This window comes from Johnsonella ignava ATCC 51276 (assembly GCF_000235445.1).
GTDB classification, from domain to species: domain Bacteria; phylum Bacillota; class Clostridia; order Lachnospirales; family Lachnospiraceae; genus Johnsonella; species Johnsonella ignava.
In genome coordinates, this window is the sequence record NZ_JH378829.1 from 107757 (window position 1) to 124998 (window position 17242).

Below are 17242 nucleotides of genomic sequence, written 5' to 3' on the forward strand. Positions count from 1 at the left end.
ATTTTATATGTCGTCCAAACCTTTATTATTTTTTAAAAGCCCCAAGATAGCTTCCCTCGCCTCCTCTATAGTAGTTATCCCTTCATCAAGGTCAAGCCCCTCTTCCCTGAGTCTTTTTATTATATAAGTTATCTGAGGAGCACTTAAACCTATCTTTTCAAGCTCTTTATAATGCCTGAAAATTACCTTTGGAGTATCGTCAAAAACCTTTCTGCCGTCGCTCATAACCATAAGTCTGTCAACATATTTTGCCACATCTTCCATACTATGCGATACAAGCACAACACTCATATGTTCAGACTCACGCAGCTGACTTACCTTATCAAGTATTTCATCACGTCCTCTAGGATCAAGCCCGGCAGTAGGTTCATCAAGTACCAGAATCTCCGGCTTCATCGCCAGTACACCTGCTATGGCTACTCTCCTTTTTTGTCCTCCTGAAAGCTCAAAAGGTGATTTTTTATAAAAATTTTCAGGGATGTCTACTATTGAAAGTGCATAACGTGCTCTTTCCTTTGCCTGTTCATCATCAAGCCCCTGATTTTTAGGGCCGAAACATACATCAGTCAATACATCTATCTCAAAAAGCTGATGTTCCGGATACTGAAATACCAGGCCTACCTTTTGCCTAAGCTTCTTCATATCATAACCCTCAGAATATATGTCGGTATCATGAAAAAATATCTTTCCTGAAGTCGCCTTTATAAGTCCGTTCATATGTTGTATAAGTGTAGATTTTCCCGAACCCGTATGCCCTATTATCCCTATAAATTCTTCATTTTTTATATCAAAACTCACATCTTTTACTGCATAATGTTCAAATGCCGTATCACGGGAATATATATAATTTAACTTCTCCGCTCTCATTATAATATCTTTTTTTGCGTCTTTTGTCATTGTTTAATCCCTTGTTTTATAGCAGGCATAAGATATTTTACAAATTCATCTATGTCAAGTATACCTTCAGGAAGATCAAGTCCTGCCATCTTCAATTCATGTGCAAGCTCTGTAACCTGAGGCACATCAAGTCTATATCTTTTAAGCTCATCAACATGTGAAAAAATCTCCGTCGGCGTACCGTCCATAACTATATTTCCATCATCCATAACTATAACTCTGTCAGCTTTTATCACTTCTTCCATATAGTGGGTAATTAAAACAACCGTTATATTTTCCTGTTCATTAAGCTGTCTTACGGTATTTATGACTTCCTTCCTGCCGTTCGGATCAAGCATGGCTGTAGGTTCATCAAGCACTATACATTTAGGCTTCATCGCCATAATTCCCGCTATTGCCACTCTCTGCTTCTGACCACCCGAAAGTTTATTTGGAGATTTAAGACGATATGCCGTCATTCCTACTGCCTTCAAGCTCTCATCAACTCTTTTCCATATATCATCAGTTGTTACACCTATATTTTCAGGTCCAAATGCCACATCTTCTTCAACTATATTGCCTATAATCTGGTTGTCAGGATTCTGAAAAACCATACCTACAGTTTTTCTTATATTAAGGAGACTTGAATCATCTGCCGTATCCATTCCCGAAACCCACACAGTTCCCTCCGTAGGAAGCAGTATTGCATTTATGTGCTTTGCAAATGTAGACTTCCCCGAACCGTTATGTCCAAGTATGGCAACAAAATCCCCCTCTTTTATATCAAGGTCAAGATTGTCTATGGCACGGCTTACTTCATCAATGTTATCCTGCTCGTCCCGGCTTATATATTCAAAAATAAGCTTTGCAGCCTTTATAATGCCCATAATTCTCCATAATTTAGTTTTTATTCTATATTATATTTAACTGCTAAAAAACCCTCAAGACCTTTATGGCTTTGAGGGCTTCCACGTGCGTGAGAAGATTCGAACTCCCGACACCTTGGTCCGTAGCCAAGTGCTCTATCCAGCTGAGCTACACACACATTGCACAGTTAGATATAATAGACTACTAATCAGATTTTGTCAAGGATATTGAAATTTATTTGGCATATTCTTATAAAAAATTTGTAATAATGTCTTATTAAACCGCAAATAAAAATGTCCCGGAGATGTTATATTTACTGTCCTAAAGTACAAATAAATTTTTCATATCCGCATAAGTACAGTAAATATTTTATAAATTCACCACATTTATAGGCTTGCCGTCCAAAAATGCCTTTATATTGGCGTATGTAGCATCAAGTATTCTCTGTCTTGATTCTTTTGAAACCCATGCTATATGCGGCGTTATAATTACATTTTTTGCCTTTAGCAGTGGATTATCCGCTCTTATCGGTTCCTGTGCGACCACATCAAGCCCTGCCGCATATACTTTGCCGCTGTTTAACGCCTCTGCAAGATCTTCTTCAACTATAAGCTGTCCACGGCTTGTATTTATAATTATAACCCCATCTTTCATCTTTTTAATGCTTTTTTTATTTATCATACCTTTTGTTTCCTCAAACAGAGGGCAGTGTAAGAGTATGACATCTGATCTCTCAAGCAGTTCATCAAAGCTTACATATACGGCAGCTTTTTCCCCTTCTTTGTTTTTACTTCTGCTGAAGGCTATAACCTCCATACCAAGTGCCTTTAAAAGTGCGGCACTCGCTCTTCCTATCTTGCCGAGTCCTATGATTCCGGCAGTCTTGCCGTACAACTCAATCATAGGATAATCCCAATAGCAAAAATCTTCACTTTTTTCCCATCTTCCATTTTTTACAGTCATATCATGATGACCGTAAAAAGAGCATACTTCAAGAAGAAGCCCGATTGTAAACTGGCTTACCGTATTGGTTCCGTAAGATGGCACATTTGAGAGAGAAATACCTTTTTCAGCCGCATACTTATAATCAACTATATTATAACCTGTACCGAAAACAGCTATAAATTTAAGGTTTTTGCACCTTTCAATAACCTGTGCATTTACAGGTGTTTTATTTACAATAGCTATCTGTGCATCTCCTATCCTTTCAGCTATAAGATCTATATCTGTACAGGGGGTTCTGTCATAGATAGCAACATCCCCAAGGCTTTTTATCTTTTCCCAGCTTAAATCACCCGGATTTTCTGTGTAGGCATCTAAAATAACTATTTTCATATAAACCTCCATTCCGCCGCCTTTAGCCGGCGGCACAAATAGTGATGAAAAGTATTTTTCACATTAATCTCTTTATAACTTAGCACAAGAGCTAAAATAAATTATAACTATAAAAACCCCTGACAAAACCAGGGGTTTTAGAAGCTGATGACGGGAATCGAACCCGTGACCTCCTCACTACCAATGAGGTGCGCTACCGACTGTGCCACATCAGCCTACAACTCCATGATATTAGCATAGCAGGCTGTATTTGTCAATTCATTTTCCAACTGAGTTCACAAATTTATAAGCCATATATGCCACCATCTTAAGGCAGGCTTAATAAAGTATGTATATTAATTTAATTTTTTCTTTCAGTGCCTCGTACACTGCGTTTTCCTCATATGTAATGCAGTCTGCCACATAGTTACACCAAAATATCCGCCCACATATGTCGAAAAAATATACACTTTTAATTTTCATATCTATTTACTTTAAGCTTGATTATTAAAGCCACTGTATAAATGCCGTTTTGTCCGTGCTGTTATACCCCGCCTTTTTATAAAAGTCCAATATACCTTTCTCCTTTGCACCTGTCAAAAGCATCATTTTATAGCAATTATTTTTTATCGCTATTTCCTTAGCATAATCAAGACATTCCGTTGCATAGCCTTTCCCCCGATAGAGCCCGTTTGTAACTACATTTTCAATAAATGCATACGGTCGCACGTTTCTTGTCAAATTCGGAATAATAACACAAACGCAAGATGAAATTATTTTTCCGTTTATCTCATTAACAATAATATGATGATTCTTATCTTCAATAATTGTATTCCATGTATACTGTAAATGTTTAGTATCTTCCGGAATATCCTTCTCGTGTAAAAACAAATATAAATTCAATAGCTCATATAAGTCTTCTTTAAATGCTTCTCTTACCATAAATAGCCTCTTTATAAATTTAAAATATATAAATTCAAAATATCAAATGCTGCTTTCAAAGCTCCGTTTTTTGCTTGTACATAAGATAAATAAAGAATATAAAAATGCATAATACCAAACATCAAAGCATGAAAAACTCCCACTATGCAGAATACTTTTGAGGATGATTCCAATTTTACCCGTTCTTTTTCCGTTTTCGCCTTCACAGCATTTTTCTCAAAAACATATGCCATTAAATGCCAAAAAAGTGTAATCAGCAAAATAGCTACAGGCAAAATAAAGCTTTCCGTCTTATTTCCCCATCTATCCACAATTCCCTCCAAATCATAATGAGCAGGTATTTTATCCGGTATAAACTGAAATACTGTAATTGTAACTGCCATAGGAAGCACTGCAATAATCCACATAATCTTTTTCATTTCTTTTCCTCCGAACCTGTTAACCAAGTTTGGGTAATCTCTACTGGTAAGAGTTCTGCTGCGAATTCTTTTCTATTCTCCGATATTATAGCATTTTAGCCTGCTTTTTTCTATTCGGAATTTACCCTGTTTTTCCGGTTTTATTATGATAATACTGTTACAATAACACCAAAGTATTATTCCGATATATTTTGATATTATTCCGATAATTAGATATGCTCATTTTTGTATAAATAATCCAATTGATAACCAATATTTAGAGTATATTATATATAACTAAAACACTGAATATAAAATACTGAATACCTAAAATATAAATACTAAAAAAAATAAAACCTTGTCTAAAATCAAATAAAAATACATACACTCAAACAAAACATCATTGACAGTGTAAAAATTTTATGATATTCTTAAAAAAATATTAAGAATATCAGCTGAAACTTATGGATTAATAAATCATCACAACAGTCGAGTATTTATATTTATGTACGTTTAGATAATTAGATATATTAATATAGGTCTCTATAAGGTGATGAATTTTTAGATAAGTCCAAACACACCTTATTGGTGTGGGAGGTTTTAGTTATTAACAAATAATTCCGGCATTAAAATAAAGCTACGTTTTAAAAAGATATTTTAAAAAGCAGGTGCTTAAAAATGAGTAACTTAGATATAAAAAATAAATGTAAAAGAATATTTATTTTCTTGATTATGCTTGATGTATTTTTTGTTTTAATAAATATTCAAATTGAAAATATACAAAAAATACAGATTAAAAAAGAACAGGAAAAAGAAGTACAGTCAATTGTAGGCTACGCAAACGCTTTGTTGGGCGGAGTTGTTAAAACTGATAAAGATGATATATTTTATATATATGATCAAACTTCTGAAATTGCAGACTATGAAAAAAAGAAAAAATCAAATGAAGAAAATGAAAGTGTAGAAAAATACGAAATTCCTAAATATATCGATAGCAAATCTAAGATATTAAAGGTCGCACATGACGGGGAAAAGGGATATATATTCTTTTTACCTGACGGATTTTATTCAGGCGGAAATTCATATGACTTGTGGTTTATAAAAAGAAACGGATTTGTATGGGAGGTGGTAGATAGGCGTATACTGCCTTGATATAAAAAATATATTACAAGGAGAAAAAAGAATATGAAAATAAATAAATCCATTTATAAAAGATATATGACAAAAAACGGATATAACAGCTGTATATTTTATACAGAAAGGCTGTTTAAGGTATTTGCTTTTTTATGGCTATGCATACACATAGTGGTTTTATACCAAAATGCTACAAACCCTGTAAGCGTAGCGGATATACCTGTGGGAGAATTAACTTACTATAATGATGAAAGTATATATACCTATTCATACTTTAAACTTAAAAACAGTTCAAACAAAACTCAGGATGTATATGTAAATTTATATTTGTTAGGTTCAGAGGGTTTGGACTATCTCCGTTATAAGTGTGATGTTGTATTTATAGAAGAATGGAATTACAAAAAAAAGAATATAAAAATATATGACGACTGTAAAATAAGTATTCCGCCGAATACTGAAACAGGACTTTATTTAAAGGCGATACTTAAAAACGCAAAAAAAGAAGAATTGAAGCTTCAATACCCTACCGAGCAGGAAATAGAAGTAGTACAATATTAATCAAAATACATTTAGAAATATTGTAAATATTTATAGTATTTATAAAACCTGAACCAAATTTCTAAAATAGCATTTTAAAAAACCGGCACCACCCGTCTAACATGTGATGCCGGTTTTCTAAAAAAATATATTTACAACTTTTTAACAACTATTTTTAAAAAACAAGTACGGGAATGCACTTTATATTTTAAGAAAGACTAGAGACTAATGAGAAAAAGTCTATAAATAAGAGATTCTCTTATAATGAACTTACCTTCCTGACACCATAATCCTGTCTGCTGCCTTTCCTGCTATATAAACCTGTTTTCCTTTCTTTTTAAGCAAGACTGAATTATCAAAATTGTCTATTTCAATGATTTCGATCTCGTCATTTAATGCCAGATCCTTTTCCTCAAGGTATTCAAGCAGCTTCTTATCATCCCATACCTTATGTATAGTACCCTTATCTCCCGCTTTCATATCTGCCAAACATATAAGCCTGTCAGGATCCGGGTGATTCTCATAAATTTCATTGCCATGAGGACAGTGCTGCGGTCTATGCAGGAATTCATTAAGCCTGTTTTTAAGATTCTCGGAAGTTACATGTTCAAGCACCTCGGCATCTGCATGTACCTCCTGCCAGCTGTAACCGAGATGTTCAACCAAAAATAATTCCCAAAGTCTGTGCTTTGTAAGTAAAGTTCTTGCTGCAGTCCTGCCTTTTTCTGTCAGATATATATCCTTATTTTCCAGATATACATCTTCAGATTCAACAAGCTTTTTAACCATTTCCGTAACAGATGCCGCTTTAACATTAAGCATTTCACAGAGAAGCTTATTTGTGGCAGTTTCGCCTCTTTCCTTGCACTCATAGATTGCTATTATATAATCATCCCTGCTTGTATCTATCTTTGTCAAATCCTTGCCTCCCAAAACAAGACCGTAAAGCCTTTTAATATTATTTACTTTTTCAACTCCTGCATCCGTGAGATTATAAACTCCACATTCATTTGCCTTATATACATAGCCTTTTGATATAAGACTGTTTACATGGAACTTAAGCACCGTTTCATTCCAACCTATATGTTTTGTAATACTCCCAAGTCCGAGTTCATTCAGCATATCTGAGGCATTTCCATGGTTTCCTATATGAAGAAGTAAAAGTTCATTTCTGAAACGTATTCTTTTTTTCACTCTGTCAATCTCCTGTGTTATAATCCCATTCTTACAGCACAATACAGTTATAAAAAATGTAATTCCTGAAACACAGGCACACATTCCTGACATGGATATATTATATCTTATTGCCAGCAGATATCCGAAAGTACTGTTAATTATAGCATATATCACAGATAAAAAAAGTGTGGTTGTCAATCTCTTTGATATAAGACAGGCACTTGCAGCAGGTGCTATAAAAAATGATATTGCAAGTATTGCTCCTACAGATTCAAATGCCGCAACACAGGTAAGTGAAACAAGGCCCATAAATATATAGTAAAGAACCCCGACTCCTATCCCTGAGACAGCGGAAAATACCGGATCAAATGTAGATATCTTCATACGATTAAATGAAAGTATTATAAATGCAATATTTAATACAAGTACCACACTCATCTGTACAAGTGCTTTAGGAAAACTTAAACCTAAAATATCTATACGGTTAAAGGGTGCAACTATAACTTCACCCATAAGAACCATATCGGTATCAAGGTGTACATTTCTTGCAAACTTAGTTATAAGAATTACCGCAATAGAGAAAAAAAGCGGGAAAATGATGCCTACCGCAGCATCCTCTCCTACTCTCCTGCTCTTTATAAGTATCTCTATTGCCATAGTTGTAAACACACCGAATAATGCGGCAGCAATTATAAGCCACACACTTCTTAAATCTCTGGTTATAAAAAAACCTATCACTATACCCAATAAAACCGAGTGTGATATGGCATCCGAAACCATTGAAAGCCTCCTGAGTACAAGAAATACCCCCAGTATGCTGCATGCAGCCGCTGTAATTATTAATATATACAATGATTCTATCATATTCCTTACCTCTTGACCATGCTGCCTTCAGATGCCATTTTTCTTCTCCAGAACCTCATCGCTATAATACCTCTGGGTGAAAAAAGCACTGATAAAAGTGCAATAGCAGACATAACAAGCGTTATACTGGGACCGGTTGAAAATCCTTTAAATGCACTGCTTATAAATGTTCCTGCAAAAGCTGATACTCCTCCTGACAGAGTGGCAATTATAAGCACTCTCTCATATCTTTTACTCCACTGAAGCCCTGTAACCGCCGGATTTATAAGCATACTGCTTATAAGTATAGCACCTACCATCTTTAGTCCGGCTGCTATAAGAAGCATGGTCATTATCATTATAAGCATTGAAACCAGCCTTTTTTTAATGCCTATGGTGCCCGCATAAGCCTCATCAAATACATATACTTTTATCTCTTTATAAAAAAGAATAAAAAGTACAATCGCAATAATTGATACAATAAATATAATAGTTACATCATCTTTTAATATATATGCCGCCTGACCGAATATATAGCTTGCAAGACCTGACTGTGAAGCTCGCTGATATCCTGCATTTCCCTGTATATAACTTTTAAGCACCATGCCTAAACCGAACATAGCCGAAAGAACTATTGCCATGGCGGTATCCGCCTCTATCTTTGATATGTCCGATATTATCTGTATAAGCAAAAATGCTATGATGCCTGCAATTATAGCACCAAGCATTAATATTATCGAATTTTTCTGTCCTGATATCATAAATGCAAGTATTATTCCGGGAAGTGAAGCATGCCCTACCGCATCGCCTATAAGACTTTGTCCCTTTAATATACTTATCGTTCCTATAACACCGCAAGCCATAGCAAGAAGCACTGTTCCTGCCGCTACAACTATAAAGGAGTATTCCTTTAAAATACTTAAATCCATAAAATCAGTCCCTCCCCTACAATAAATCTATATACAATATATCATTCGCCATAAGCCACATCAAGATTTTCCTTCGTAAACACATCTTCTGTTCTTCCGGCAGCTACAAGCTGCTTATTGATTATAACCACATGATCAAAATAATCCTCAAGTGTTGAAAGATCATGATGTACTACTATAATTGTTTTTCCTTCTTTTTTAAATTCCCTCATGGTTTCAACTATTATGCTTTCAGTTTTTATATCAACTCCCTGCAGAGGCTCATCCATAAAATAAATTAAAGCATCCTGTGCAATAGCTCTTGCCAGAAAGACCCTCTGTCGCTGTCCACCTGAAAGCTCTGATATCTGTCTATCTGAAAAATCAACCATTTTCATCTTCTCAAGTGCCTTAAATGCAAGCTCTTTTTCCTTTTTACCCGGTCTTTTAAAGAGTCCCAGATGTGTATATCTTCCCATCATAACTACATCAAGCACAGTGGTGGGAAAATTCCAGTTTACACTTCCTGACTGAGGTATATAAGCAATATTTTTATATACCTCCTTATATGGCTTTCCCATAATCAAAACCCTTCCCGACACAGGTTTTAAAAGTCTTAAAATTCCTTTTATAAGAGTAGACTTCCCTGCACCGTTAGGTCCTATTATGGCAGTTATAGAATTTTCATATATATCAAGGTCTATATCCCATATAACAGGCTTATCAGTATAAGCCATTGTAAAATCCTCAACATGCACTATTGGCTGCTTACTTAAAGCAGCCTGATTTTCCTGAGAAAAATCCTCAGACATATTTTGGGAGCCTGATTTTTTATATTCCTCATTTTTATTGTTTAAGTCAGTTATGGTTTTAATCCTGTTAATATCTTTTTTCATAAATTAATCACCAAATAGGGCTTCTCAAAACATTTCACCATATCTAACCAATATGGTGAAATGTCTCAATCCGCCCTTTCATGTCGCTTTTTTATGATACCGCTTTGTATCGCCTGTATCAGTCCTATTTATTATTAAATTATTTTATTTTTTCTTCGGTCTTTTAATTTAAAATATTTTATTATATTTTTATTTTAAATACTTAACTATAAGATCAACATTATGCTTATACATATCTATATAAGTATCTCCCGGCTGTCCTTTCGGTGCAAGTGAATCTGAAAAAAGCTGTTCATCCTGCTCGCCTTCTTTTCCTACTATCTTCACATCCTGTCCCTTTGCAGCCGCACCTTCTCTAAGTTTTTCCATACGTGCAGGGTCAGTGGTTGATTCTGCAAATACAGCCTTTATCTTATGCTCTACTATAAAATCAATGGTTTCCTGTATGTCCTGATTTGAAACCTCAGATTCAGTACTTACACCCTGTGGTGCTTTCACAGTTACTGAATAGGCTCTTGAAAAGTAGTTAAAAGCATCATGTGGGGTTATAAGATATCTTCTGTCAGCAGGTATTTTTTCAATATTTTCCTTTATGTAGGAATCAAGCTCAGTAAGTTCTTTTATATAACTGTCCCTGTTTTTTTCATACATTTCTTTTTGTTCCGGATTTAATCCCGAAAGTGCATCGCATGCTTCCTCTACCGCAAGCTTATATAAATCTATATCAAACCAGAAATGAGGATCTACAACCATCTCGCCGTCCTCATCCATCTGTCCTATCTTATCCTTTGGAAAATTCTTGCTTACAGCCGTTCCCAGCTTTTCAAGCGCCTCAACCATCTTGCCCTCAAAATGCAAACCGTGATACAGTACAAGATCTGCCGACTGAAGTTTTTTATTGTCCTCAGGCTTTGCCGTATAAAGATGCGGATCCTCTCCTGCCGGTATTATAAGCTCTATATTTACAGTATCTCCCGCTATTTGCTCAGTCATATCCTGTAAAAACGAAGTGGTTACTACAACCGTTTTTTTGTCTTTATCACTTTTTTTGTCAGATTTCATATCTGAGTTTTTTGAATTATCCTTTGCATCCGACTTCATGTCAGCCTTTGCATCCGACTTCATCGCTTCTGAACCTGAACTCTGCTGTGTTGTCTGATCTCCTCCCCCCTGCTGGCATGCTGCCAAAAGTGCCATCATAGATACGGCAGCCATAATTATTTTAACTTTACTGCCAAATTTACTCATTTAAATACCTTCTTTCTTGATTATTTTCATAATTTTTAGGCATGCCTAAAGTATATTCTTTGGAAAGCCTAATTTCATATAAATATATACCCTAATTTAAGATTTTAGTCAAGTCTTTTTTATAGATTCGTTGTGTTCAAGCTTTTTTATAACATTACGATCCGATTTTCATTATAAAGTTTATACACCCCCATAGCATGCACCCTATAATATTTTTGTAATTATTACAAAAAAACAGCAAACCTTTTTGATTTACTGTTTAGCAAGTTGCTATATAATAGCCTCTTATTTGATTTTTGAGTTAGACAAGCCGGGATTTTCATTTGCTCCTTACAACGATTTTTTTCATGTAATAATTATTCCTACAATCAATGCTATTAAATATTAAAACCACATTTTTTAAGCAACACAAAAAGTGCGGCAAATAGATAGTGTCCCCTATATACCGCACTTTCATACTGCTATTCTTCTTCTTACCACCTCATATGCCAATACACCTGCTGCCACTGAAGCATTAAGCGAGTCTATCTCACCTCTTACAGGTATCGCTGCATGAAAATCACACTTTTCCTTGACAAGCCGGCTTACGCCGTTTCCTTCACTGCCGATTACAATCCCGATTGCACCGCTTAAATCAATGCTATACATTGATGCACCGCTCATATCCGCACATACAAACCATATCCCCCTTTCCTTTAACTTATCAACAGTTCTTGAAAGATTTGCAACCCTTGCCACTTTTGTGTAATTAAGCGCACCGGCGGAGGTCTTTGCAACTGCAGCTGTCAGCCCTGCCGCACGGTTTTTAGGTATTATAACCCCATGTGCTCCGGCAAGGTTTGCCGTCCGTATTATAGCACCAAGATTGTGAGGGTCTTCTATACCGTCAAGAAGTATTATAAAAGGCGGCTCATTTTTATCTTCCGCAATTTTTAATATATCTTCAACTTCCGCATATTTATATGAAGCGGCTAAGGCAGCCGTTCCTTGATGATTACTTGAGGCGCATACTATATCAAGCTTTTTTTTATCTATAAATTCTACTTTTACTCCATGCTTTTTCGCCTCATCAAGTATAACTTTTACAGACTGACCGTTAAGATTCTCCTGTATATAAATCCTGTCTACGGAGTTGCATGAACGCAGTGTCTCAATAACCGCATTTCTCCCGTAAATTATATTTTCATCCATTAAATTAAAACCTTCTTTACAAAACTTTACTGCTTGTGAATTAAACACTTTTTTATAAATTTAACACTTTGCCGAAGTAAAAATTTATTTAAACATAAATAATATTTTTATATTTTTATATTCAGGCACTATATTCAGTCTTGCTCCAGCCTGACTTTATAAGCTCCACAACCCTTTTATAGTTTCCATTTATATAAAGGAATCCCAAAAGAGTTTCGAGCCCTGTGGCATGCCTGTAATCAGATACCGAGGCATTTTTTGCACTGCTGTGAGAATTTGAATTTCTCCCTCTTTTAAATATGGCGTACTCCTCTTCGCTAAGCAAATCCTTTATATTTCTAAACAGTTTTGCCTGCCCTGCGGCACTTGTATACTCAGTCGCCTGTGTATGAAGTTTTTTTACGGATTTATTCCCCTTGCTTATTATAACCGTCCTTACAACCGTCTCATAAACCGCATCACCTATATAGGCAAGTATAACAGGCGAGTAACAGCCTGTATCAGGCAGCGTTATATCAAAGCTTTCAAGTATACAGCCTAAGCCTTCTTCCATTTTACACCTTCCCTTGTATCCTCAAGCACTATGCCCATTGAAAGAAGCCGGTTTCTTATCTCATCAGCCTGTTTGTAATCCTTATTCTTTCTTGCCTCCTGTCTTTTTTCAATTAAGGCTTCCACTTCTTCATCAATACTTAACTGTTTCCTTTTTGTTATTATGCCTAACACGTTACATAATGTATCTATGGCTTCATGCAGAGCATTTATATATTCCTTTGAACTGTTTTCATCTGCAGTTGAATTTGCAAGCCTGACTATTTCAAACACCGTACTTATAGCATCGGCAGTATTAAAATCGTCATCCATAAAAACCTCAAATTTGTTTTTAAGTTTAAGCAATCGGTCTAAATTTTGTTTTTCCATGTCATCGGCAGCATCACGGCTGCTTTGTAATAAAAACTCATCAAGCCTTTCAACTGAAGTTATAATCCTGTCAAGTGCATTTTTTGAGCTCTCCATTAAATCCATTGAAAAATTAAGCGGGTTTCTATAATGTGCACTAAGCATAAAAAATCTAAGTGCCTGCAAATCATACTTTTCACCTATTTGTCTGACCGTAAAAAAATTACCCAGAGACTTGCTCATTTTCTTATTATCAATATTTAAAAAAGCATTATGCATCCAGAAATTTGCAAACTTCATACCGCTGCTTGATTCTGACTGGGCTATCTCATTCTCATGGTGCGGAAATATAAGATCCTCTCCTCCGCCATGTATATCTATCTGGACACCAAGATATTTCCTGCTCATAACTGAACACTCTATATGCCACCCCGGTCGTCCCTTTGACCATGGAGAATCCCAATACGGTTCCCCCTCTTTTTTAGGTTTCCAAAGTACAAAATCCGCCGGTGATTTTTTGGATTCCTCACCGGTAACCTGAAGCTCTCTGAAACCTGATTGCAGTTCGTCTATATTTTTATTTGAAAGCCTGCCGTAATCTTTAAAACTCTCTACATCAAAATATACGGTCCCGTCTTTAGCGACATAGGCATGTTTTTTTTCTATAAGAGTTTTTATCATATCTTCCATGCCGTCTATCTCCTGCGTTGCAAGCGGATGCTTTGTCGCAGGCATTATATTCATATCCGCCATATCTTTTTTACATTCAGCTATATATCTTGTAGAGATAACTATTGATTCTACACCCTCTTCTTTAGCCCTATTTATAATCTTGTCATCAACATCGGTAAAATTGGAGACATAGTTTACATCATATCCTTTATATATAAAATATCTCCTTACAGTGTCAAAAAAAATCATAGGTCTTGCATTACCTATATGTATAAGATTGTATACCGTAGGACCGCATACGTACATCTTTACCTTGCCCTCTTCAAGCGGTACAAACTCTTCCTTTTTCCTTGTAAATGTATTAAAAATCCTCATAAATTGAAATTTCCTTATTTAGTATAGTTTTATCGTTTATTTATTGTTTAGATCCTGTTTCAGTTTTTACGGCTTAATTGCTAAAATATACCGCAACAGCCTCCACAACCTGTACTTCCGGCTATATCCTGAGAAGCTATATCTCTGACTGAAGTTATAAGACAGACGGCATGTGCGCTTATTCCTTCGCCGTCTCCTGTAAATCCCAGCCCCTCCTCAGTAGTCGCTTTTATATTTACCTGTGAAAGCTCTATATTTAAAACTTTAGATATATTTTTTCTCATATCGTCAATATATAAAGCCATCTTAGGCTTTTGTGCCACTATGGTGGCATCAATATTTTCAACTATGTAAGTTTTTTCCAAAAGCATGTCAGCTACCTTTGAAAGCAATGCCATACTTGAAATATCTTTATATTCTTCATCGCTGTCGGGAAAATGCTTTCCTATGTCTCCAAGCCCGGCAGCACCTAAAAGTGCATCCATTACAACATGCAAAAGCACATCTGCATCCGAATGTCCAAGAAGCCCCTTTTCAAATGGTATTTCAACGCCTCCCAGTATAAGCTTCCTGCCGGAGACAAGTCTGTGTACATCATAACCGTGTCCGATTCTCATATAACTGTATAATCCTCTTTAAAATCTGTTATTGTCTGCATATCTTCTGCAAAACACCGGTATAAATATACAGGTTTATTTTGCTTTTGATAAACAATTTATTTATAATCCAATTAATTAAAAGCCGACTCATGGTATTAACCGGTGTCAGACTATAAACCTGAGCTTCTGACCTATACATCTTAATTCCACATCTGTATACATACCGACAACCTCCCCGTCCGTATGCACCGCAAGAGGGATTTCAGTATGTATTTTTATCTCACGACATTCACGGTTTCTTACACCCGCATACTTCATATGATTTCCAAACATTGCACCTAAAAGTATCTTTACAAGCTTAAGCTTTGATTTATGGTGTATTATACACACTGAAAGTTCACCGTCAGTATTATCGGCTTTAGGCGCAAATCTGAAGCCCCCTCCCTCAGTAGGGTGATTATGTGAAGCCACAAGCACTATATTATTAAATTCAATTTTTTTTTCACCGTCAAATATTACATAACCTTTTACAGGTTTTGTCTTTAAAAGGCATTTAATACCTGATGCTATATATATAAATTTTTTTAGCAAAAAACCTGTAGGTATACCCAATTTCCTTCTTTCAGCTATATCATGACAGACCTTTGCATCATAACCTATGCCTGAACTTACTATAAATCTCCTGTGGCAGCCCTTTCCATAGCTTAAAATACCATAATCTATTTCCTTAATTTCTTTAGATTTCAATATATGTTTAAGACATCTTTTAGGGCTTTTAGGCAACTTAAGTCCTCTTGCAAGGTCATTTCCCGAACCTGTCGGTATATATCCCATTGTAAAGCCCGGGCTTATCCTTGCACCGTCAACTATCTCATTGGCTATTCCGTCTCCGCCCACCGCTATTATACAGACCTCTTCATCAGTGTCGGTAAGTTCACCTGCTATCCTCGCCGCATCTCCCACTCCATCTGTTATATATGCCTTATAGGCTATCTTCTTTTTTACAAGATAGTGTTCAAGGGTTTTCCATAATTTATATCCTCTCTCACCACCTGAATTAGGATTTATAATAAAATTAAGCATTTAATCTCCTATCTGTCATGTCGGCAGTTATCCTGTGTCAGGAAAACAGGTAAACGCCTGCTAAATATTTTCTATATAAAAACCGCATATACTTTATGCCGTTTTCATGCGATTTTTTGCATGCCCATATACAGCGGTCCAGGAAAACGCTGATTAAATCATCGCTTCTTTAAGAATTATAGCATATAAGGTAATAAAGAAAAAGTACAATCAAAAAATCCTCTTGACAATAACAGCTTTTTTGAATATACTTATCTGGCGTTTAAAAAGCCTTGGGATCTTAGCTCAGCTGGGAGAGCATCTGCCTTACAAGCAGAGGGTCACAGGTTCGAGCCCTGTAGGTCCCATTTTTAGATTTTTAAACGATATGGCGGAATAGCTCAGTTGGCTAGAGCACACGGTTCATACCCGTGGTGTCGAGAGTTCAAGTCTCCCTTCCGCTATTTTTTATTGCTTATTTTTGGTTTTCAGTATATCATATAAGCAGGGCAGCAATACCCTTCATCCTATTATTATTGATATTTAATTATAGAAGTGAGGTACTGTATGAAGAAAAGTGTTTTTAAAGAAAAGTGTTTAAAGCTGCTCAGGACATACAATCATGCTTGGGTTTTTTCATATTCCATACTGTATTTGATCTGGTATCAATATCTTGAAAATACTGTTACAACAAACTTTAATATTATACACAGCCATTATGATGATGTAATACCGTTTGTTGAATATTTTATAATACCCTACCTTTACTGGTTTGTATATCTTGGAGCAGTTACGGTTTTTTTGTTTTTAAAGGATAAGAACGAATTTTATCATTTTATGTTTTATATATGTGTCGGTATGAGTACCTGCCTGCTTATATGCCAGATTTATCCAAACGGCACCAATCTTAGGCCTGTTTTAGATTTTAACAGGAACTGGGCAACAAAGCTTGTACATTTTATATACAGTATTGATACTAATACAAATGTGTTTCCCAGCATACATGTATATAATTCAATAGGTGCACATATAGCAATTTCCAAAAGTAAATTTTTTAAAGGAAATATAGCCGTGCAGATATTTTCATTGATATCCTGCCTTAGTATATGTGCTTCAACAGTATTTTTAAAGCAACATTCCATGCTTGATGTATTTGCGGCATTTATACTTGGAGTCGTTATGTATTTTGTTGTTTACGGAAAAGTAAAGGTTCCTGATGAGTTCCCGCAAATCGCCAAAAAAACACGCAGAAAATCAACTGCTGTTTAAAATTTAAACCTGCCCCTTATATACATAGGAGCAGG

17 protein-coding genes and 4 tRNA genes are annotated in these 17242 nt (G+C 35.6%); 5 read left to right on the forward strand and 16 right to left on the reverse strand.

Annotated elements, in window-relative coordinates:
- Positions 1-3: 3 nt before the first annotated feature.
- The 7 genes from HMPREF9333_RS00500 to HMPREF9333_RS00530 all read right to left on the reverse strand — a co-directional run bounded on the left by HMPREF9333_RS00500 (position 4) and on the right by HMPREF9333_RS00530 (position 4418).
- Positions 4-873 (reverse strand): energy-coupling factor transporter ATPase, encoded by an 870-nt coding sequence (locus tag HMPREF9333_RS00500; protein ID WP_207635708.1) that lies wholly within the window; start codon positions 871-873, stop codon positions 4-6.
- Between the two features lie 20 nt (positions 874-893).
- On the reverse strand, positions 894-1763 hold the full coding sequence (locus tag HMPREF9333_RS00505; RefSeq protein WP_005539019.1) for an energy-coupling factor transporter ATPase: 870 nt from the start codon (positions 1761-1763) through the stop codon (positions 894-896).
- Between the two features lie 84 nt (positions 1764-1847).
- Positions 1848-1921, reverse strand: a tRNA-Arg gene (locus tag HMPREF9333_RS00510).
- 191 nt (positions 1922-2112) lie between these two features.
- On the reverse strand, positions 2113-3078 hold the full coding sequence (locus HMPREF9333_RS00515; RefSeq protein WP_040882057.1) for a D-2-hydroxyacid dehydrogenase: 966 nt from the start codon (positions 3076-3078) through the stop codon (positions 2113-2115).
- 142 nt (positions 3079-3220) lie between these two features.
- Positions 3221-3293, reverse strand: a tRNA-Thr gene (locus tag HMPREF9333_RS00520).
- A 271-nt stretch (positions 3294-3564) separates the two neighbouring features.
- Positions 3565-3999, reverse strand: coding sequence for a GNAT family N-acetyltransferase (locus HMPREF9333_RS00525; RefSeq protein WP_005539021.1), 435 nt, complete (start codon positions 3997-3999; stop codon positions 3565-3567).
- Between the two features lie 11 nt (positions 4000-4010).
- Complete coding sequence (locus tag HMPREF9333_RS00530) at positions 4011-4418, reverse strand: DUF1648 domain-containing protein (protein WP_005539022.1); 408 nt, start codon at positions 4416-4418, stop codon at positions 4011-4013.
- 657 nt (positions 4419-5075) lie between these two features.
- Between HMPREF9333_RS00530 and HMPREF9333_RS00535 the strand changes: the two genes are divergently transcribed.
- Both HMPREF9333_RS00535 and HMPREF9333_RS00540 read left to right on the forward strand, forming a co-directional pair.
- Positions 5076-5549, forward strand: coding sequence for a hypothetical protein (locus HMPREF9333_RS00535; protein ID WP_005539023.1), 474 nt, complete (start codon positions 5076-5078; stop codon positions 5547-5549).
- Positions 5550-5582: 33 nt separating this feature from the next.
- Positions 5583-6089 carry a hypothetical protein gene (locus tag HMPREF9333_RS00540; protein ID WP_005539024.1) on the forward strand — a complete coding sequence of 169 codons (507 nt, stop codon included), beginning with the start codon at positions 5583-5585 and terminating at the stop codon, positions 6087-6089.
- Positions 6090-6338: 249 nt separating this feature from the next.
- Here HMPREF9333_RS00540 and HMPREF9333_RS12405 read toward each other — a convergent pair whose 3' ends face one another.
- The 9 genes from HMPREF9333_RS12405 to HMPREF9333_RS00585 form a co-directional block, all read right to left on the reverse strand.
- Positions 6339-8108, reverse strand: a complete 1770-nt coding sequence (locus HMPREF9333_RS12405) for a metal ABC transporter permease (RefSeq protein ID WP_005539025.1) — start codon at positions 8106-8108, stop codon at positions 6339-6341.
- 5 nt (positions 8109-8113) lie between these two features.
- Entirely contained in the window at positions 8114-9016 is a 903-nt protein-coding gene (locus HMPREF9333_RS00550) for a metal ABC transporter permease (protein ID WP_005539026.1), read from the reverse strand.
- Positions 9017-9057: 41 nt separating this feature from the next.
- Entirely contained in the window at positions 9058-9807 is a 750-nt protein-coding gene (locus HMPREF9333_RS00555) for a metal ABC transporter ATP-binding protein (protein WP_156797240.1), read from the reverse strand.
- A 273-nt stretch (positions 9808-10080) separates the two neighbouring features.
- Positions 10081-11139: a metal ABC transporter solute-binding protein, Zn/Mn family gene (locus HMPREF9333_RS00560; RefSeq protein WP_040882010.1), complete on the reverse strand. Its 1059-nt coding sequence runs from the start codon at positions 11137-11139 to the stop codon at positions 10081-10083.
- Between the two features lie 453 nt (positions 11140-11592).
- On the reverse strand, positions 11593-12330 hold the full coding sequence (gene rlmB, locus HMPREF9333_RS00565; RefSeq protein ID WP_005539029.1) for a 23S rRNA (guanosine(2251)-2'-O)-methyltransferase RlmB: 738 nt from the start codon (positions 12328-12330) through the stop codon (positions 11593-11595).
- 121 nt (positions 12331-12451) lie between these two features.
- Positions 12452-12883, reverse strand: a complete 432-nt coding sequence (locus tag HMPREF9333_RS00570; protein ID WP_005539030.1) for a Mini-ribonuclease 3 — start codon at positions 12881-12883, stop codon at positions 12452-12454.
- Positions 12868-14277, reverse strand: coding sequence for a cysteine--tRNA ligase (cysS, locus tag HMPREF9333_RS00575; RefSeq protein WP_005539031.1), 1410 nt, complete (start codon positions 14275-14277; stop codon positions 12868-12870). Before cysS ends, HMPREF9333_RS00570 begins: the two co-directional genes overlap by 16 nt.
- Before the next feature lie 80 nt (positions 14278-14357).
- Positions 14358-14894, reverse strand: a complete 537-nt coding sequence (gene ispF, locus HMPREF9333_RS00580) for a 2-C-methyl-D-erythritol 2,4-cyclodiphosphate synthase (protein ID WP_005539033.1) — start codon at positions 14892-14894, stop codon at positions 14358-14360.
- Between the two features lie 147 nt (positions 14895-15041).
- Positions 15042-15959, reverse strand: coding sequence for a diacylglycerol/lipid kinase family protein (locus tag HMPREF9333_RS00585; RefSeq protein ID WP_005539034.1), 918 nt, complete (start codon positions 15957-15959; stop codon positions 15042-15044).
- A 274-nt stretch (positions 15960-16233) separates the two neighbouring features.
- Between HMPREF9333_RS00585 and HMPREF9333_RS00590 the strand changes: the two genes are divergently transcribed.
- From HMPREF9333_RS00590 to HMPREF9333_RS00600, 3 genes are all read left to right on the forward strand, one after another.
- A tRNA-Val gene (locus HMPREF9333_RS00590) sits at positions 16234-16306 on the forward strand.
- A gap of 22 nt (positions 16307-16328) precedes the next feature.
- Positions 16329-16402: transfer RNA gene (locus HMPREF9333_RS00595), tRNA-Met, on the forward strand.
- Between the two features lie 103 nt (positions 16403-16505).
- Entirely contained in the window at positions 16506-17207 is a 702-nt protein-coding gene (locus HMPREF9333_RS00600) for a phosphatase PAP2 family protein (protein ID WP_005539036.1), read from the forward strand.
- The last annotated feature ends 35 nt before the right edge of the window (positions 17208-17242 follow it).